Source organism: uncultured Kiloniella sp., assembly GCF_937128705.1.
GTDB lineage: Bacteria > Pseudomonadota > Alphaproteobacteria > Kiloniellales > Kiloniellaceae > Kiloniella.
In genome coordinates this window covers 17054-35176 of record NZ_CAKZMP010000307.1, presented here as the reverse complement: position 1 = coordinate 35176, position 18123 = coordinate 17054, and the positions used below count along the sequence as shown (strand labels likewise).

15 protein-coding genes and 1 pseudogene are annotated in these 18123 nt (G+C 46.5%); 11 read left to right on the top strand and 5 right to left on the bottom strand.

Translation table 11 applies throughout. The annotated features are described in order from the left end of the window. Nucleotides 1–179 (top strand): annotated as a pseudogene (locus Q0241_RS15370) (phosphoglucosamine mutase); the annotation flags it as partial. A gap of 78 nt (nucleotides 180–257) precedes the next feature. On the opposite strand, the gene Q0241_RS15365 reads toward Q0241_RS15370, so the two are convergent. Further along, entirely contained in the window at nucleotides 258–1604 is a 1347-nt protein-coding gene (locus Q0241_RS15365; protein WP_299379029.1) for a PLP-dependent aminotransferase family protein, read from the bottom strand. Between the two features lie 204 nt (nucleotides 1605–1808). Between Q0241_RS15365 and Q0241_RS15360 the strand changes: the two genes are divergently transcribed. The 3 genes from Q0241_RS15360 to Q0241_RS15350 are packed head-to-tail and all read left to right on the top strand — an operon-like array spanning nucleotide 1809 to nucleotide 4479. Continuing rightward, the gene (locus Q0241_RS15360; protein ID WP_299379027.1) at nucleotides 1809–3185 is read left to right on the top strand and encodes an aminotransferase class V-fold PLP-dependent enzyme; all 1377 of its coding nucleotides are present in this window, start codon (nucleotides 1809–1811) and stop codon (nucleotides 3183–3185) included. Nucleotides 3186–3204: 19 nt separating this feature from the next. After that, on the top strand, nucleotides 3205–3987 hold the full coding sequence (locus Q0241_RS15355) for a PhzF family phenazine biosynthesis protein (protein WP_299379025.1): 783 nt from the start codon (nucleotides 3205–3207) through the stop codon (nucleotides 3985–3987). Between the two features lie 33 nt (nucleotides 3988–4020). Continuing rightward, a complete protein-coding gene (locus Q0241_RS15350; protein WP_299379023.1) occupies nucleotides 4021–4479 on the top strand; it encodes a GNAT family N-acetyltransferase in 459 nt (152 codons plus the stop codon). Here the strand turns inward: Q0241_RS15350 and Q0241_RS15345 are convergent. Continuing rightward, nucleotides 4476–6254, bottom strand: a complete 1779-nt coding sequence (locus Q0241_RS15345; RefSeq protein ID WP_299379021.1) for an SLC13 family permease — start codon at nucleotides 6252–6254, stop codon at nucleotides 4476–4478. The two genes, Q0241_RS15350 and Q0241_RS15345, sit on opposite strands and share 4 nt — an antisense overlap. A 262-nt stretch (nucleotides 6255–6516) precedes the next feature. Here Q0241_RS15345 and Q0241_RS15340 point away from each other — a divergent pair, with 262 nt between their 5' ends. From Q0241_RS15340 to Q0241_RS15315, 6 genes are all read left to right on the top strand, one after another. Next, entirely contained in the window at nucleotides 6517–7677 is a 1161-nt protein-coding gene (locus Q0241_RS15340; protein ID WP_299379018.1) for a phosphoserine transaminase, read from the top strand. Between the two features lie 12 nt (nucleotides 7678–7689). Beyond that, nucleotides 7690–9267, top strand: a complete 1578-nt coding sequence (serA, locus tag Q0241_RS15335) for a phosphoglycerate dehydrogenase (protein WP_299379016.1) — start codon at nucleotides 7690–7692, stop codon at nucleotides 9265–9267. Nucleotides 9268–9568: 301 nt separating this feature from the next. Continuing rightward, complete coding sequence (locus tag Q0241_RS15330) at nucleotides 9569–10726, top strand: ATP phosphoribosyltransferase regulatory subunit (protein WP_299379014.1); 1158 nt, start codon at nucleotides 9569–9571, stop codon at nucleotides 10724–10726. 1 nt (nucleotide 10727) lies between these two features. Then, entirely contained in the window at nucleotides 10728–12029 is a 1302-nt protein-coding gene (locus tag Q0241_RS15325) for an adenylosuccinate synthase (RefSeq protein ID WP_299379012.1), read from the top strand. 201 nt (nucleotides 12030–12230) lie between these two features. After that, on the top strand, nucleotides 12231–14258 hold the full coding sequence (locus Q0241_RS15320; RefSeq protein ID WP_299379010.1) for a hypothetical protein: 2028 nt from the start codon (nucleotides 12231–12233) through the stop codon (nucleotides 14256–14258). 8 nt (nucleotides 14259–14266) lie between these two features. After that, nucleotides 14267–14734 (top strand): hypothetical protein, encoded by a 468-nt coding sequence (locus Q0241_RS15315; protein ID WP_299379009.1) that lies wholly within the window; start codon nucleotides 14267–14269, stop codon nucleotides 14732–14734. Here the strand turns inward: Q0241_RS15315 and Q0241_RS15310 are convergent. From Q0241_RS15310 to Q0241_RS15300, 3 genes are all read right to left on the bottom strand, one after another. Then, the gene (locus Q0241_RS15310; protein WP_299379007.1) at nucleotides 14727–15431 is read right to left on the bottom strand and encodes a hypothetical protein; all 705 of its coding nucleotides are present in this window, start codon (nucleotides 15429–15431) and stop codon (nucleotides 14727–14729) included. The two genes, Q0241_RS15315 and Q0241_RS15310, sit on opposite strands and share 8 nt — an antisense overlap. Nucleotides 15432–15604: 173 nt before the next feature. Next, a complete protein-coding gene (gene rpoH, locus Q0241_RS15305; protein WP_299379005.1) occupies nucleotides 15605–16489 on the bottom strand; it encodes an RNA polymerase sigma factor RpoH in 885 nt (294 codons plus the stop codon). Between the two features lie 131 nt (nucleotides 16490–16620). Next, nucleotides 16621–17607, bottom strand: a complete 987-nt coding sequence (locus Q0241_RS15300; protein WP_299379004.1) for an RluA family pseudouridine synthase — start codon at nucleotides 17605–17607, stop codon at nucleotides 16621–16623. A gap of 100 nt (nucleotides 17608–17707) precedes the next feature. Here Q0241_RS15300 and Q0241_RS15295 point away from each other — a divergent pair, with 100 nt between their 5' ends. Continuing rightward, nucleotides 17708–18073 carry a hypothetical protein gene (locus Q0241_RS15295; RefSeq protein ID WP_299379002.1) on the top strand — a complete coding sequence of 122 codons (366 nt, stop codon included), beginning with the start codon at nucleotides 17708–17710 and terminating at the stop codon, nucleotides 18071–18073. Nucleotides 18074–18123: the final 50 nt, after the last annotated feature.

The following is an 18123-nucleotide window of genomic DNA, read 5'->3' as shown; positions in this document are numbered from 1 at the left end:
TGGGCGAGGTACAAGATGCCATAAAAGCCGGGGAAGCCCAGCTTAATGGCACGGGGCGGGTCTTGATCCGTAAGTCCGGAACTGAGCCTCTTATCCGGGTTATGGCTGAAGGCGAAGATTCTGATCTTGTGAGTACTGTTGTGTCCGAGATTTCAGATACAATCTCTAACGTAACGTAATTGGGGTCCCAATCAGGTTATCTCGTTTTGAATATATATACCTAAGGTGCTTTAGGCAGGTGGCGATACGCCACTTGTCTAAAAGACAGACGTGCCGACGTCTGGACCTTTTTTTAATATCCCGGCTAATATGTCTAATCCTCTGATCAATTTTTCTTCTGAACCGGGTTGGCCCAGACAGATCCTGACGGCATGTGGCGGGGCTTTTCGACCAACGATAAAAGCTTCAGAGGCAGAGATGGTAACACCAGCTCTGTTGGCTGCATGAGTAAATTGGCTGGACCTCCATGGTGCGGGTAGGTGAAGCCAGACATAGATACCCAATGTTTCGCTTTCCATCTCGTAGTCGGCAAAGATCTCTCTGGCAATCTCAACACGACGTCGTGCGCTCTTTTTTCTACCCTCCAGAATTTTATCTGCAGACCCACTCATGATCCATCTTGTTGCAATTTCAGCGGTAACGGGGGACGCCATCCAGCAAGTAGCACGAACTGCTGCGACTAGACTGGAAATACTGTGTTGCGGACCTGTCAGAAAACCAACACGCAAGCCAGGGGCGATCGTTTTCGCCAGCGAGCTGATGTAATAACAACGCTCTGGAGCTAGGTTTGTAATAGGGGGTAAAGCGTTTTCAGCAACAAGACCAAAAACATCATCTTCGATGATTGAAACTCTGTAACGCCGTGCAATGTCGGCTATGGCTTGCCGACGTTCCATGGGGAGCAAGCGTGTTGTTGGATTTTGAAAATTAGGCACGCAGTATAAGAACTTTACGTCACCTGCTTTACAGGCTTCCTCAAAGGCTTTTGGTAAAATACCGTGTTCATCCATTTCAAGACCATCAAGACGCAGTCCAAGCATCCTGCATACCGATTGTATGCCGGGATAGGTCATTTCTTCACATAAGACGCGATCACCCGGGCGCGCCAGTGCTGCCATAGCGACGGCTATGGCGTGGTGTGCACCTGCGGTGAGAATGACGTTATCCGGCTCAACGGTGAGGCCGTTCATATCAAACCATTTAGCGCCAGCTTCACGATGGTGAGCGAGCCCGGAATGGGGTTGATAGCTAAGCAGAGTTGAAATTTCCGGGTCGGTAGAGATGCTTTGCAGCGTTGATGACATTTCCTTTTCTTCAACGTCTCCTGGGGGCGGATAAGCAAAATCCATCTGGATTAAATTGTGATCTTTAAATCTCGATTGATTAAGCATGTGACGTTCAGCGGCGGATGGTCCGTGAACAAAAGTGCCACGTCCAACTTCACCAAATGTAAGTCCCCGACGTTCAGCTTCGGCATAGGCGCGACTGACCGTTCCAACAGTGACACCAAGATGCCAGGAAAGATCACGGTGCGTCGGAAGACGATCACCCTGTTGCAGGAAGCCGTTTCGAATATCTTCGGAAAGGGCGTCAGCAATTGCCATATAGCGAGGACCTGCCCCGAATTTTACTTTTGGAAGCCAATTTGTCATGGTGACAATGTAATGATTGACCCCCTAATTAGGCAAGATATAACTGAGACAATATGTAATTTTTATACAATTGTTCGCTCTGCTTTAAATAATTGATTTATTTTCAATTGCTTAAGGTGCGGTTGATCGGGTGATATACAGGGGAAGGTGAATACAATGTCTCGTGAATTGTTACGTAATGCTTATGAAAGAGGTGAAAGATATCTTTCTGAGGTTGATAGCCAAAGGGTCTTTCCGTCTGATCATGGTCTTAAGGCGCTTAGTCAGTTTGAAGAACCATTTCCTGAGAAGGGGCATGATCCCAATGATATCTTAAAACAATTAGATGAGGTGGGTTCTCCTGCGACTGTTGCATCTGCGGGGAGCAGGTATTTCGGTTTTGTCGTCGGGGGGAGTTTACCTGTCACGGTTGGTGCCAATTGGATGGCAACTGCTTGGGATCAGGTTGCGTCTTCTCCGGTGACATCGCCTGTGGCCGACAAAATTGAGAAAGTAACAATGCAATGGCTTTTGGATGTCTTGGATTTACCACAGCAATCAGCTGTTGGTTTTGTGACTGGGGCGACAATGGCAACTTTCACCGCTTTGGCGGCTGCGCGGCATAAGATTCTGAAAAAACACGGATGGAATGTTGAAGAAGATGGTCTTTTTGAGGCACCTGAAATCAAGGTTGTTGTGAGTGATGAAGTCCATGTCACGGTACTTAAAGCGTTGTCTATGCTGGGCTTGGGAAAGAAGAGGGTTATTAAAGTCGCAACCGATGCTAACGGGGCTATTGATATCAGCAAGTTACCAGCACTGGACGACCAAACAATCGTTTGTACGCAAGCAGGGAATGTGAACAGCGGTGCCTTTGATCCTATTGATGAGGTTTGTAATCGTGCCAAAGCGGTTGATGCCTGGGTACATGTGGATGGGGCCTTTGGTCTTTGGGCGAGGTCTTCGGTATCTCGGACGTATTTAACTAAAGGTATCGAAAAAGCTGATTCCTGGGCCGCTGATGGGCATAAATGGTTAAACACGCCCTATGATGGAGGTCTTGTCATTTGTCGGGATGATGATGCCCTTCATGGCGCAATGTCTGTTTCTGCGGCCTATCTGAAGGAACGGGATGGGGCATCGCAAAGTTATATTCCGGAGTTTTCCAAACGTGCTCGGGGTATTGATATATGGGCAGCACTCAAGTTTCTGGGGCGCGAAGGGCTCGATGACTTGATTTCTGGTTGTTGTGATTTAGCTCAGTATTTTGCAAAAGGTCTGGAAGCTTTGGGATTAAACATTTTGAACGATGTTGTTCTCAATCAAATCGTGGTTTCCTGGGATAGCGTAGAGAAAACAGAAGCCTTAATTGAAATGGTTCAACAAGATGGCACGTGCTGGTTTGGCCCCACGATCTGGAAAGGTCACAATGCATTTAGGCTTTCAGTATCATCTTGGAAGATAACGCACCAAGATATTGATCAGTCTTTGAAGGCGATTGAAGATGCCATGAAAAATATTAAGGCAGAGAATAAGATCGAGCCAGCAAAATAGGAAAGAGAAGGTCTGAATAATGATGGAAATTCCACTGTACCAAGTAGACGCATTTACGGGGCAGCTTTTTAGTGGGAATCCAGCGGCTGTTTGTCCCCTGACCGAATGGTTACCGGATGATCTGTTGTCTAAAATCGCAGCAGAGAACAACCTGTCTGAAACGGCCTTTTTTGTGGCGACACCACAAGGGTATCATTTACGCTGGTTTACGCCGACAACCGAGGTTGATCTTTGTGGTCATGCTACTTTGGCAACAGCACATGTGATTGCCACTGAACTGGATCAAGCAACCAAAGAAGTCTTATTTGAAACCAAAAGCGGGGTGTTAAAGGTTACCTGTTGCGACGGGCAATACACGCTTGATTTTCCGTCTCGCAGACCGTCACCTTTGGATGGCATTTTGATGGTTGAAGAGGCGATTGGTGTGCGCCCGCAAGCAACCTATATATCAAGTAAGCTAATGGCTGTGCTCGATGACGAAGAAAGTGTTCTTGCTGTTGAGCCAAACTTTGACAAAGTTGCCGAACTGCCTGGGGATGGTTTGATCATCACATCAACCAGCCGTGATTATGATTACGTTGCCAGATACTTTGGCCCGCATTGTGGTATTCCGGAAGATCCTGTAACTGGCTCGGCACATGTTGTCTGTGCGCCTTATTGGAAAGATGTGCTTGGCAAGTCGACAATGATTGCCAGGCAGCTTTCTAAGCGAGGTGGTGTACTCGAGATAAAGGATTGTGGAGATCGAATTCTTTTAACGGGAACGGCAATACTTTATCTCAAGGGAGTAATCTATTTATAGTGTACCCGGTTGGGTCAAAAAGAGATCATAGGCATGAATATCGAAATAGTAACATCACCTGAGGATTTTTCTTCTGTTGTGCGGCTTTTCAAGAACTATGAGAAGTGGGCGCAAGCATGTCCTTGTTTCGAAGGATTTGAGAAAGAACTGGATGAAATCGATAAACGTTATTCGCTGCCTAATGGCCGGTTATGGATTGTAAAATCTATTGAGGGTGAAGCTGTCGGTGTTGTTGGTGTAAAGTTCAAAGAGGCGGCTTGTTATGAGCTTAAGCGCCTTTGGATTGAACCGTCTGGGCGGGGGCACAATACAGGACAGGCCCTTATCAATAGAGTTTTGGATTTTGCCGCGGAACAAAAGGCACGCTCAATATTACTTGAAACTGTCCGGGGGCAAATGGATCACGCGATCAAGCTCTACAAAAACTCAGGCTTTCTGCAGACTGAATTTGATGAAATCACTAATGTTATGAAAATGTCCTATACCTTTTAGAGCGGCCATATCCAGAGGATAAGAGGCACTGACACCACAAGGATGATGACATCAAGTGGAAGCCCCATGCGCCAGTAGTCGCCAAATTTATATCCACCCGGTCCCATAACAAGCAAATTGGATTGATGCCCGATAGGGGTTAAGTAGGTCGATGAGCTTCCGATTGCGATTGCGATCAGGAAAGTGTCAACATTCACACCCAAACCATTCGCAATAGAAATACCAATGGGGGCCATCAGTACCGCTGTCGCAGCATTATTCATGACATCAGATAAAATCATGGTTATGAAAATCAATAATCCCATGATGGCCCAGACAGGAATATGTGCGCTCAATGATACAAGCGGCGAGGCAATCATTGCTGTGCCTCCCGATGTTTCCAAGGCTAGCCCGACAGGGATCATTGCTGCCAAGAGCACGATAATTGACCAGTCCACAGATTCGTACAGTTCTTTGAGGTTGAGTTCACCCAACAAAACCATAGTGCCAACAGCACCGAGAAAAGAAATTTGGGGGGGCAAAATACCAAAGACGACCAGAAGAATTGCAATCGCGAAAAGAAGAGGTGCAACGATTGACCCCCGTTTGGGGGTTAGGGAAAGCTCTCTTTCCGCAAGAGGAAGAAGTCCTAGGGATGCTAACGTCTCAGGCATTTCCTCTCTGATACCCTGAATGAGCAGAACATCACCGGGCATAAAACGAACCCGTCCGATCCGTTCGTTGACCGGTTGACCTTGTCGGGCAACGCCGAGGGTATTAATGCCGTGGTGTGTATGTAATTGCATGTTATGTGCAGTCCGGCCCTCAAGCCTGGATCCTGGTGTAACCACAGCCTCTAATATACCAACTCGATCAGACTGAAGATCTTCAGAGCTGTCATCTGCAGAGCCAACAAGCTCGAGATTGGCTTCATCAACAACCCGCTGGAGTGTATCGGTATCTGATTCGAGGGTAAGAATGTCTTCTGCTTTGAGGCGCATATAACCCGATGGGGCGAGCATACGGTCTTCGCGCCGAACCAAGGCTACGACAGCGACGTTACCCTGAGCCAGTGTTTCCAAATCGACAAGACGGTGTCCCACATAAGGTGAATTTTCCGGAATTCGGACTTCGGCTATATAGTCTTCAATCTGGAAAAGGCTTTCATTCTCACTGTTGTTTACAGCTCTTTTCGGCAACAGGCGCCAGCCCACGACAGAGATAAAAAGAATGCCTGTTAAGGCGACACCAAACCCCACGGGTAAGAAATCGAACATGGCAAAGCCTTGCCCGGTTTCAGCCTGTCGAAAACTTGAGATAATGATGTTAGGTGGCGTACCAATGAGCGTGGTGAGGCCGCCAAGCAATGAACCAAAGCTGAGGGGCATCAGGACTTCACTTGTGGGCCTTTTACTGTTGTAAGCACTGCCGATTGCTATTGGTAACATGAGGGCGAGTGCGCCGACGTTGTTCATGAATGCGGAGCAAACGGCAACAACTGTGGTCAGTGCCAGTATGTGAAGCGTGGGATGTCCCGCAGCAGGCTCTAGAAAGCGGGTTGCCAACTCGACAATACCCGAATTACGCAATGCCTGTGAGATGATCAAAACGGCGGCAACGGTAATTACCGCAGGATGCCCGAATCCTTCAAAGGCTGTATCCGCAGGGACAACACCAAGGATCACAGATCCAATAAGTGCCATCATTGCAACAACATCGTACCTTATTCGGCCCCATATAAATAAAATTAATGCGAGACCTATAATGGCAAAAACGATAAATTGATCGGTATTCATTCCCACCCTGCTTTGGCCACCTAACTTTGCGAAGTTAATTACTAAGTATATAGAAAATATTCTGGAATAGCACTGACTACAATGCTGTGCTTATGCAAAAGTTTCATTTCTGTGAAAATCAGGCAAATAAAAGGGAGCATTTTGCGGTGCAATATGTTTATGATGCGTCCGCGACCTGAAAAAGCCGGTTTGCGACCCTAGCTTATAGGGTGGTTTGTTTCGTGTAGTTAAAAAAAACTGCCATACTGGAGTAAAATGTCCAATGAAAGAAAAACCTAGTGAACGTCCCTTAAATCCAAGATTTTCATCCGGGCCTTGTTCCAAGCGTCCTGGTTGGTCTTTGGATTCACTAGGCTCTTGCTGGCATGGAAGATCTCATCGCGCAAAAGGCGGAAAAGCCAAGCTCGCGGAAGTGATCGAAAAGTCACGCAAAATCCTTGGTATCCCCGAAGATTATCGTGTCGGAATTGTCCCAGCTTCCGATACTGGTGCCGTAGAAATGGCACTGTGGTCTCTTCTCGGACCACGGGGAGTAGATATGCTGTCATGGGAAAGTTTTGGCAAGGGTTGGGTTACAGATGTAATCAAACAGCTGAAACTCAATGATGTACGTACTTTTGAAGCCGATTACGGGAAATTACCTGATCTGTCACAGGTTTCTTGGGATCGTGATGTGGTCTTTACCTGGAACGGTACGACCTCTGGTGTTCGTGTGCCTAATGGAGAGTGGATCAGTTCTGATCGTGCGGGACTTTCTATTTGCGATGCAACATCAGCTGCTTTTGCGATGCCCTTACCCTGGGATAAGCTGGATGTCACAACTTGGTCGTGGCAAAAGGTTTTGGGTGGGGAAGGTGCTCACGGCATGATCGCGCTTAGTCCGCGTGCTGTTGAGCGGCTTGAGAGCCACGAGCCATCTTGGCCTATGCCAAAAATTTTCCGTTTAACAAAAGGTGGAAAATTAAACGAATCGATCTTCACTGGAGCCACTATTAATACGCCTTCGATGTTATGCGTCGAAGATGCACTGGATTCTCTTGGTTGGGCTGAAAGTGTGGGTGGCCTAGAAGGCCTGGTTGGTCGTTGCGATGCAAATTTTGCAGTCATTTCGGATTGGGTTTCCAAAAGTGATTGGGCTGCCTTTCTTGCTGAAGACACATCGACAAGCTCAACAACATCCGTTTGCTTGAAGGTAACGGCTGACTGGTTCACAGCCCTTTCTGATGATGCGCAGGCCAAAGCGGCCAAAAGACTTGCAGCATTGTTGGAAGAAGAGAATGCCGCGCTTGATATCGGTGCTTATCGTGATGCACCGGCGGGCTTACGCATTTGGGGTGGTGCCACAGTTGAAACCTCAGACATCGAGCTTTTGTTGCCCTGGTTGGATTGGGCAATAGAGCAAGTACGTACAGAATTCGAATAGAGTGTTGGAAAAATGGTTAAAGTACTCATAAGTGATAAGTTAAGCCCGAAAGCCGCAGATATCTTTCGCGATCGTGGCGTTGAAGTTGATACTAAAGTTGGTCTTTCCGAAGAAGAATTGATTGCCATAATTGGTGACTATGATGGTCTGGCTATCCGGTCCGCTACAAAAGTTACGCCACAGGTTTTGGAAGCTGCGACTAATTTGAAAGTAGTTGGACGTGCGGGTATTGGTGTTGATAACGTCAATATTGACGCTGCTTCTGCCAAAGGTGTTGTTGTTATGAACACACCACATGGTAACTCCATTACCACGGCTGAACATGCGATTGCGATGATGTTTGCTGCTGCGCGGCAAATTCCGGAAGCAAACGAATCAACACAAGCAGGTAAATGGGAAAAATCCCGTTTTATGGGGTCAGAGCTAACGGCCAAAACCCTCGGGGTAATTGGTTGTGGAAATATCGGTTCTATTGTTGTTGATCGTGCACAGGGATTGAAGATGAAAGTGATTTCTTTTGATCCTTTCCTCTCACCTGAACGCGCCAAGGACCTCGGCGTTGAAAAAGTTGAGCTGGACGAGCTTTTGGCGCGTGCCGATTTTATTACGCTCCACGTTCCTCTGACGGATCAAACCAAGGGGATTATTGATGCCAAGGCGCTGGCGAAAACCAAAAAAGGCGTTCGTATTATTAACTGCGCCCGTGGTGGTCTGGTTGTTGAAGCTGACCTTAAAGATGCCTTGGAAAGCGGCCATGTTGCCGGTGCAGCGAGTGATGTGTTCGAGGTTGAGCCAGCAAAGGACTCTGTTCTTTTTGGAGCACCGAACTTTGTTGCGACACCACATTTGGGGGCGTCAACTGCTGAAGCGCAGGAGAATGTTGCCTTACAGGTTGCTGAGCAACTTTCTGATTATTTGCTGACGGGTGCGGTAACCAATGCGTTGAACATGCCGTCTCTGACTGCGGAAGAGTTTAATAAGCTGGAACCTTATATGGCGTTGTCGCAACAGTTGGGTAGCTTTGCGGGGCAGCTTACACGGACAGGTCTGAAAGCGATCAAGATCGACTATGAAGGCTCCGTTGCTTCCTTTAATTGCCGTCCGTTGACGCAGACGATTGTTGCCAGCCTTTTGGCTCCGATTATGGATTCAGTGAATGTGGTCAGCGCTCCTATTATTGCAAGAGAACGTAATATTGATGTCAGCGAAGCCAAACATGAACGTGATTGTGACTTCCAGACATTAATCCGTCTGACGGTAACAACCGAAAAAGGTGAACGTTCTGTCGCTGGGACGCTCTTTGGTGGCAAACGTCCGCGTCTGGTTAATATCAAAGGTATCGAAATAGAGGCGGAACTTGGCAAACATATGCTTTATCTAACCAACGAAGATACGCCCGGATATATCGGAGCATTGGGTATGCAGTTGGGCGAAGCAGGTGTGAATATTGCAACGTTCCATCTGGGCAGAACAGCGCCTGGGCAGGATGCGATTGCTCTTGTTGAACTGGATAGTCCTCTGGATGCGGCACAGTTAGACAAGGTCAAACAACTTCCGCAGACCAAGCAGGTTGTGCAACTTAACTTCTAGGCTGAAACGCTATTATAATTAAGTTCTGATTTTGCATAGATCGTAATAAGAAGGCTGTGGGACGTTCTCACAGCCTTCTTTTTGAACTCTTGGGGGGAATTATCAGGATACTGAATTTACGGCATATTTTTGATTATTGACAGAAAAGAGTAACTTTTCAGCCTTGAATCAGGGAATCAGGTTGCTCTTGGAGAGTAAAACCTGTAGTCAATCACCGAAAGAGCCCAAGGTTAGACCTTTTCTCGGTCACGGCAGGTTTTTTCGCATCGTATGAGCTTAAAAACGACCCGGAACGCAGACCATGAAAAAGAATGGGAACCAGGCTTTATTGCCAGCTGGCCTACAGGATTTGTTAATGCCTGCCGCCGCGCATGAAGCCGAAGTAGTGCGCCGTCTTATAGATAGTTTTTCATCTGAAGGTTATGATCGCATCAAACCTCCGTTATTGGAGTTTGAAAATGCGTTGCTTTCAGGCGCTGGCGAAACCCTGTCTGACCAAATTTTTCGCCTTATGGACCCGTCAAGCCATCGCATGATGGGGGTACGTGCAGATATCACCCCTCAGGTCGCCCGAATTGCAGCATCACGTCTGCAGAATGCACCGAGACCATTGCGCCTTTGTTATGGCGGCGATGTCCTGCAAGTAACGGGCAGCCAGCTTCGTCCTGAAAGACAGTTTACACAAGTTGGCGGCGAGCTGATCGGTATTACTGACAACACGGCTGATGCTGAAGTTATTTTGGCCGCTGTCACGGCGCTTGAAACTATTGGTGTCAAAGACCTGAGTGTTGATATTAATCTTCCAACACTGGTTCCTGCGATCGCAAAAGAGTTTGGTTATGACGCTGAACAGGCGCTGGAATTACGGGTTGCTTTGGATCGTAAAGATGCAGCCGAAGTTGAGAAGATCGCGGGTGAAAATGCGGGTTTCTTCCGACAGCTTTTAAGTGCTGCGGGTTCAGCTCAACACGTTATTGAATCTGCTCAAAAACTGGGCTTCTCTGGTGTGGCTGCTGATGAGTTCTCCAAGCTTGTTGACGTGGTTGAGCTGGTTGCGGAATCTGCCCCAGAGTTAACGGTAACCTTGGATCTCGTTGAACACCGTGGGTTTGAATATCACACGGGAACCAGTTTTATCTTTTTTGCCAAAGGGGTCCGGGGGGAACTGGGACGTGGCGGACGTTATGATTCAGTGAGTGTTGATAATATTACTGAACCTGCCACGGGTTTTACTCTTTTTATGGATACAGTTTTACGAGCCTTGCCAAAACCAAAAATAGCACGCCGTATTTTCCTTCCTCATGGAACACGGCGTGATGAAGGTGCCGCATTGCGCGCGCAGGGCTGGATAACAATTTCGGGTCTTGGACCTGTCGAGAATGATCGCGCGGAAGCGCTGCGTTTGTCCTGTAGTCATCTCTTAGAGGATGACCACATACATGAGTTAGGAAATAACTGACATGTCTAATGTTGCTGTTGTTGGCTCCCAATGGGGAGACGAAGGTAAAGGTAAAATTGTTGATTGGCTTTCTGAAAGAGCGGACGTTGTTGTTCGTTTCCAAGGTGGTCACAACGCTGGTCATACACTCGTTATTGATGGCGAAGTTTATAAACTTTCTCTTTTACCTTCCGGTATCGTCCGTAAAGGTAAAATGTCCATCATTGGTAACGGCGTTGTTGTTGACCCCTGGGCTCTTTTGGCTGAGATGGATCGTCTGCGCGAGCAGGGGGTTGAACTTACACCTGAGAACCTAAAAGTTTCAGAAAATGCAGCTCTTATTTTGCCTCTGCATGGTGAAGTCGATCGTGCGCGTGAAGCTGCTGCAAAGGGTGATGCCAAGATTGGTACAACTGGCCGTGGTATCGGCCCAGCTTATGAAGACAAAGTTGGACGTCGTGCTATTCGTATTTGTGACTTGGCAGATGCCGATTTCCTGAAAGAACGTGTTGATGCACTACTGCTGCACCACAATGCTCTGCTCAGAGGCTTAAACCAGCCTGAAATTGATGGCGCTGGCGTTGTTGAGAAGCTTTTGGAAGTTGCGCCAAAAATTCTTCCCTTTGTTGATGTTGTTTGGCAACGTCTTGAAGAATGCCGCAAAACAGATAAACGCGTTCTTTTCGAAGGTGCTCAAGGCGCTATGTTGGACGTTGATCACGGTACCTATCCGTTCGTGACATCATCGAATACGATTTCTGGTCAGGCCTCTGCTGGATCTGGTGTTGGCCCCAGTTCTGTTGGCTATGTTCTGGGCATCACCAAAGCTTATACAACGCGCGTTGGTTCTGGTCCTTTTCCAACAGAATTGTTTGATGATGTCGGGCAGCGTTTGGGTGAGCGTGGGCACGAGTTTGGTACTGTAACAGGTCGCCAACGCCGCTGTGGCTGGTTTGATGCTGTTATGGTGCGCCAGGCATGTAAGGTTGGTGGTATTACAGGTATTGCCCTAACCAAGCTTGATGTTCTTGATGGTTTTAAAGAGCTTAAGGTTTGTGTTGGTTACCGTATTGATGGTGAAGAGTACGATCACTTGCCATCACTTGCGAGCAAGCAGGCTAAAGTAGAGCCGATCTATGAAACACTCGAAGGTTGGGATGACAGCACATATGGTGCTCGTTCCTGGGCTGATCTTCCTGCGACAGCGATTAAATATATCCGTCGTATCGAAGAGCTTATTGATGTTCCTGTTGCTTTGCTGTCAACAAGTCCGGAACGTGATGATACTATTTTGGTTCAGGATCCTTTTCACCCTAAACCATAAAAATCTAATCTGGACTATATAAAATCTTTTAATAAAAGCGCTTCTCTGACACTGGGGGAGTGCTTTTATTTTTTATGCTCTCGTAAGCGTTATATATTTTTTGTTAACTATCTTTTTTACCTTTCTCTGTTATAGCTCTAGAACAGTATTCATCTTTTGTGTTGTGAAGGCCGGGGGGCCTGTTCTCAGGTTGAGGAAGTAATGCCTACTCATATCAAAGAAATTGCCAATGAATTGGCACATTTACAGCAACCTGTAGAATTCGAAGGTAAGTTTCGGCTTCTTCCTGCTGAACGTCTGCCTGAATTACAATCACCGGGAACACTGGCGATCGCAGCGGCCAGTCTTAAGGGCAATAATTCTCTTTTTGCGTTGATCTGTCAGAAAGAAGCGGCGCCCCGGTTCTCTATGATCCGGTTGATGAGCCGTGTTACCTGTCCGGTGATGATGACACCTGTTGGTTCTGGGACCGTAATCTTCCCCGAAGATAATGTTCGTCGTTTCGTTCTTGTATATGAACGGCCTTCCGGAACTCGTCTGATCCCTGAAGCGGGCCATCTTGTTCCGAAAATGGATGAAGAAACAATTATTAATGGGTTTATACATAATTTGTTACCAGCCCTGAGAGAGCTTTCTTCTCGAACACTGATGCACCGGGCCATTCGCCCTGAAAATATTTTTGTAGCATCTGATGGCAGGGCAATGTTGGGTGAATGCCTTTCAACCCCTGCGGCCTATGCGCAACCTGTACTCTACGAGCCAATTGATTCGGGTATGGCGTCACCTTCGGGGCGTGGTGAGGGTGGTGTTCTTGATGATTTTTACTCATTTGGTGTTCTTTTGGCGGAAGTCGCGATGGGGGGCTCTCTTCTCAAAGGGAAGTCCGACGAAGAAATTATTGAGGCGAAAATAAAGCTTGGGTCTTATGGTGCATTGGTGGGACAAACTCGGGTACCTCTTAAATTGATGGAGCCTTTACGCGGATTATTGAGTGATGATCCTTATGAGCGTTGGGCAATGCCAGACATTGAAATGTGGGCTAATGGTCGTCATTTGAGCCCTAAACAGGTTCCGTTACCTCCAAAGGCTGTTAGATCAATCTCTTTTGCTGGAAAAGACTATCTAACTGCACCAATGCTTGCGAATGCCATGAGGTTAAATTGGTCAGAGAGTAAGAAATTGATTTCATCTGATCATCTTGATTCTTGGGTTCGGCGCGCATTGTCCAATGAAGATATGGGGGATTTAATCGTTCTTGCTGAACGGACGTCAAGTGCCTTGGCATCAACAGGAAGCGGAGATGACAGGGCCGTTTCAGCTTCTATCATGGCATTAGATCCAGCGGCACCGATTATATACAAAGATGTTGCTGTTCGTGTCGACGCCATCGCGCAAGCTATTGCATTGGAATTTTTTGAGCCGGGTAAGGTAGAGCAGTTTCTCGATGTTATCAGGATGAAGCTGTCCCAAGCATGGGTGACCTCACAAACTAGGACCAAGCCTGAATTTATCGCCATTATTAAACAGATTGAGCACTTGGCCCAAAATGTAAAAAGCATGGTTCCGGGGTATGGGATGGAGCGAGCGGTCTATGCCGGTAACGAGGGCTGGCCTTGCATGTCTCCTTTGGTTGGGGACCATTATGTTGATGATATTAAAAATCTATTACCAGCGTTAGAGAATATGGTTGCTTCTGGTCGAATAGAGGGGGCACCAGTTGACCGGCATATACTTGCCTTTGCCATGAACAATATGCGTGGAAATTTTGATGCTCTGTTAAAGCGGTTTGAAGATCCTTTTGACAGGGATGTTTATAATGGGGCTTCGCTAAGAATTTTGGCAGATATGCAAAAACAATTTGGGCCACCCAATTTACCCGCGTTATCGGCTCATATGGCGAATTTATTGATAGATTCGGTAGAGAATTTTCATAATACGGCTTTTCGCAAACAGCTTCGTGAAGCAGTTGAAAATGCGACGACCGAAGGAAAATTAACAATATTACAGTCAATTTTGGATAATTCTCAAATCAAGGATCAGGATCAAACAGGTTTTGATCAAGCGCAGATGATTTTTTCTAACTTGGAAGCGCAAGCAACTTGGCTTGAGCAGGGTGGTCTTGTTTCAAATGAAAATGTCCAACTTGTAAGTGAGAAGACCTCGGCGGTAATTTCTGGCTTATGTTCCAGTTTGGCATTGGTTGGTATGACAATCGCCTGGGTTTTTTAGAGGATAAAATGAGTCGCATACTTCTTCTACTAATTTTGCTTGTGCTTGCGGCGGTGTTAATGCCATCAGCAATATTACTTGCTGTGTTAATGGTGCCCAGCTTGGTCGTCTATGTGATTGATCGTAATCCGCATCGCTATTTTACAGTTACGATAGGTTTACCAAACTTTTGCGGTGTTCTTCCCCCATTAATGGAACTTTGGGAGCGGGGGCAGTCCTTTGATGGTGCTTTCAGCGCAATTTCTGATCCATGGAACATGATGGTTGCATATGGTGCTGCGGGCTTGGGATGGATTCTTTATCTCGGAACACCGATTTTTGTTTCTAGCTATTTAAGCATCTCAACCGATGGCAAGATTAAAGCCATTCGCCGCTATCAGGATGATCTTGTCGAGGCGTGGGGGGACGGCGTTAAGCAATCGGTGAGTGCTACGCCTGAGCAAGATGCTGAACCTCAAGAGCAAGAAGTCAGTTGAGTCTTTTCACTCTCTTTAAAATCATGATTAAATAATAAAGAACAAAAAGGGCGAAAAAGAGTTCTTGGACTTCACTTGCCCTTTGAAAAAAACGAAAAGGTACATCCAAAGCGGCAAATAGCCGTTCTGTCATGCGTGTGGTTTCAGCTATAATCGCAGTGGGTAGTAAAACCAGTGTTGGCACAATAATAGCGTAGGGGTGGTTTCTCAGGCTTGGCTTGCGCAGAAAAATAAAGGGGAGAATAATACCACCTAAAATGATGCCAATTTCCAAAATTGTGCGTGGTTTTTGATCCAGCCAAGAGCTGGTGTTATGGAAATTGGTTTCTCCTTGGTCATTAATTTTTGACCATTCGTCAGATGTATCCCATTGGAACCAGTGCTGCCCCCAACTGGCTTCTTCCCCGGACATATAAAAGCTGCCCAGCGCAGCAAGTAAAATCCAAAACCAGAGGAAAGAAAACGTCGGGACCTTTGGGTGAAAAATGATACGCAAAGCCAATAGGAAAGATATGGCTGGAATAATTGCATGAGAGGTTTCCAGTATTCCTGTCCGTTCGTTACCGATCCAGTCACTATAGACCTGACCTGGTAGAACAAGTCCTGTCACCAACAGGATTAATACCAGAATGATAGGTAGCCATAACCACATCCATTTGGGAAGATTGTCTTCGAATGTCTTTTCTGAAGAGGTCATGACGAGCCTTGTTTTTCTTTTCATAAATTGATTTTGGAAATTAGCTTTTCAAAACGTTATTTTCCAGCAAATTTTTATAAGGAGACTGCGGTGTTTGGGAAAGACTGTCTTACTGGACAATAAAAAAGCCAGTTAGACGTATCCAACTGGCTTTTTTGTGTTTTTATGTTGACCTATGAAATGGCTAGCTTTTGTTCGATGGCAGCATTCTTGATCGCTTTTTGCAATTTTTCGAACGCACGGACCTCGATTTGTCTGACGCGTTCACGACTGATGTCATAAACATGAGAAAGATCTTCCAGTGTCGTAGGGTTGTCTTTTAAACGACGTTCTTGAAGGATATGTCTTTCCCGCTCATTCAGTGTTTGCAATGCATCTTCAAGTAAAGCCCGACGCTTTGTGAGCTCTTCAGACTCTGCAAATTGAACTTCTTGGCTTTCTGTTTCATCAACCAACCAGTCTTGCCACTCTCCGTCGCCATCAATGCGTAAGGGAGCATTCAAAGAGTTATCCGGACCGGCAAGGCGGCGGTTCATCTGAACCACATCGTTCTCTGAAACTTTGAGGGTGTCGGCGATATGAGTTACCTGTTCAGGTGACAGATCACCTTCATCAATAGCTGACATTTGCCCTTTAAGTTTGCGCAAGTTGAAAAACAGTTTTTTCTGCGCAGCGGTTGTCCCCATTTTGACGAGTGACCAAGAGTGGAGGATGTATTCTTGGATTGACGCTCTGATCCACCACATCGCATATGTGGCGAGACGGAAGCCTTTTTCCGGGTCAAAGCGTTTTACGGCCTGCATCATGCCGACGTTGCCTTCGGAAATTAGTTCCGAAACGGGTAGTCCGTAACCGCGATAGCCCATTGCAATTTTTGCAACGAGACGCAGATGACTGGTCACAAGTGTGTGTGCGGCATCTGTATCGTCATGTTCACGCCAGCGTTTGGCGAGCATGTATTCCTGATTTTGCTCTAGCATAGGAAACTTACGGATATCCTGAAGATACCGTGATAGGTTTCCCTCTGGTGTCAGGGCTGGGATTTTTGATGATACCATTTTACGTTCCCCTTTTCGTAGCTAGTTATGATGCAATGCTCACAACGGCATTTCTCTGCGTGATGCTAGATATGGTGTGTCATGCCGCGGTGCACAAGAGGTAACTTAATTCTAAATGCGATTTTTAATTATTATAAACTAATAATCAAATCTTTCAAATCTCTTGATAGTTCACTGGAAAAAGAAAGATTTTCTTTTGTTATGGGGTGAACAAATCCAAGTGTTTTGGCGTGTAACGCCTGTCTATTGAACGTTTTCATTAGCACCTGTGCTTCTTCGGGAAGGTTCTTGATCCTGCTTTGGCTTTGACTGCCGTAAAGGGGGTCGCCGAGAAGCGGGTGGCCTATGTGGGTCATGTGTACGCGAATTTGATGGGTGCGCCCTGTTTCCAAGCGACACTCTATTAAGCTTGCCGCGCCATTAGAAAGTACGTCCAGGGTTTTATAATGGGTTACAGCAGTTTTCCCGCCTCTAGGTACAACGGCCATCTTCTTTCGGTTCTTAGGGCTACGACCAATGTTCCCTTGAATTCGCCCCGCAGCGGGTTTGGGAAATCCCCATACAATTGCGTTATAGCTACGTTCTATATCGTGTGTGGCAAAAAGCTGTACCAGACCCTGATGGCATTCGTCCGTTTTAGCGACAACCATTAAGCCGCTGGTGTCCTTGTCAATACGGTGCACAATGCCGGGGCGACGTACGCCCCCAATGCCTTTGAAATCATCTCCGCAATGATAGAGCAGGGCGTTGACCAACGTTCCATCGCTGTTTCCTGGGGCGGGATGAACAACCATACCTGATGGTTTATTTACAATAAGAAGGTAAGGATCTTCATATATAATATCGAGCGGGATATCTTGTGCTATCGGTTCTGGATCAGCTGCTAAGGGAACGGTCAGTGTTAATTTTTGACCCGGCTTTAAACGGTAATTCGGTGTTTCAATTATGGCTTCGTCAATGGCGAGGCAGCTTTCAGAAATAAGCGCTTGCAACCGGCTTCTGGACAGATCAGGAAGGTGGTTCACGAGAAAGCGGTCGAGGCGTTGTTTTTTTTCTGCATCTGAAACGATCAAATTGTAGATCTGTGGATGATCAGTGTTATTGCCGTTATCTGGCATGTTTTCCTCGTATTGGCTTCTCTTTACAGACTGCTCTGGCTTGCCGAACAGGCTTTGCTCGCTTATTACATGACTTCCTTTTACTCGTGGGTTGATTAAGATGAAAGCTATTAAGATAGCCGTTGCGATAATGACTATTCTACTGGTTGTTGGATTTGCCGTTGTTATTTATACAATTTCGACAAGGTTAAGTGATGGGACTCTATCAAAAAAGTCCAATGAAGCTGAAATAGTTTCTGAAGCGCAGGTTATCGGCAAGGACTTGAAAATTTCGGGTCAGAGCTTTGGCTCTATCGAGGTGAAAATTCCCGCAGGGTGCCGCTTGGCTGATGCGCAATTACGAGGGAATACGGTTCTTTTCCGTTTTGATGGCGAACTAACACGCGATTGTCAGCGTGTGGATATTTATGACAGTAGCAATGGCACCAAAATAGGGGGGTGGCAGATTAATATTTCGGGCAACTGATATCCTCAATAAGATAACTAAATGTATTTTAAAATGTTGATTAAAGAATA

Excerpts from the sequence above, each read along its gene's own strand:
- Q0241_RS15330 (WP_299379014.1), top strand. The coding sequence starts at position 9,569 with ATGAAAAAGAATGGGAACCAGGCTTTATTGCCAGCTGGCCTACAGGAT.
- rpoH (WP_299379005.1), bottom strand. The coding sequence starts at position 16,489 with ATGGTATCATCAAAAATCCCAGCCCTGACACCAGAGGGAAACCTATCA.
- Q0241_RS15320 (WP_299379010.1), top strand. The coding sequence starts at position 12,231 with ATGCCTACTCATATCAAAGAAATTGCCAATGAATTGGCACATTTACAG.
- Q0241_RS15365 (WP_299379029.1), bottom strand. The coding sequence starts at position 1,604 with ATGGCAATTGCTGACGCCCTTTCCGAAGATATTCGAAACGGCTTCCTG.
- Q0241_RS15355 (WP_299379025.1), top strand. The coding sequence starts at position 3,205 with ATGATGGAAATTCCACTGTACCAAGTAGACGCATTTACGGGGCAGCTT.
- Q0241_RS15360 (WP_299379027.1), top strand. The coding sequence starts at position 1,809 with ATGTCTCGTGAATTGTTACGTAATGCTTATGAAAGAGGTGAAAGATAT.
- Q0241_RS15295 (WP_299379002.1), top strand. The coding sequence starts at position 17,708 with ATGAAAGCTATTAAGATAGCCGTTGCGATAATGACTATTCTACTGGTT.
- Q0241_RS15345 (WP_299379021.1), bottom strand. The coding sequence starts at position 6,254 with ATGAATACCGATCAATTTATCGTTTTTGCCATTATAGGTCTCGCATTA.
- Q0241_RS15325 (WP_299379012.1), top strand. The coding sequence starts at position 10,728 with ATGTCTAATGTTGCTGTTGTTGGCTCCCAATGGGGAGACGAAGGTAAA.
- Q0241_RS15340 (WP_299379018.1), top strand. The coding sequence starts at position 6,517 with ATGAAAGAAAAACCTAGTGAACGTCCCTTAAATCCAAGATTTTCATCC.
- Q0241_RS15315 (WP_299379009.1), top strand. The coding sequence starts at position 14,267 with ATGAGTCGCATACTTCTTCTACTAATTTTGCTTGTGCTTGCGGCGGTG.
- serA (WP_299379016.1), top strand. The coding sequence starts at position 7,690 with ATGGTTAAAGTACTCATAAGTGATAAGTTAAGCCCGAAAGCCGCAGAT.
- Q0241_RS15310 (WP_299379007.1), bottom strand. The coding sequence starts at position 15,431 with ATGACCTCTTCAGAAAAGACATTCGAAGACAATCTTCCCAAATGGATG.
- Q0241_RS15350 (WP_299379023.1), top strand. The coding sequence starts at position 4,021 with ATGAATATCGAAATAGTAACATCACCTGAGGATTTTTCTTCTGTTGTG.
- Q0241_RS15300 (WP_299379004.1), bottom strand. The coding sequence starts at position 17,607 with ATGCCAGATAACGGCAATAACACTGATCATCCACAGATCTACAATTTG.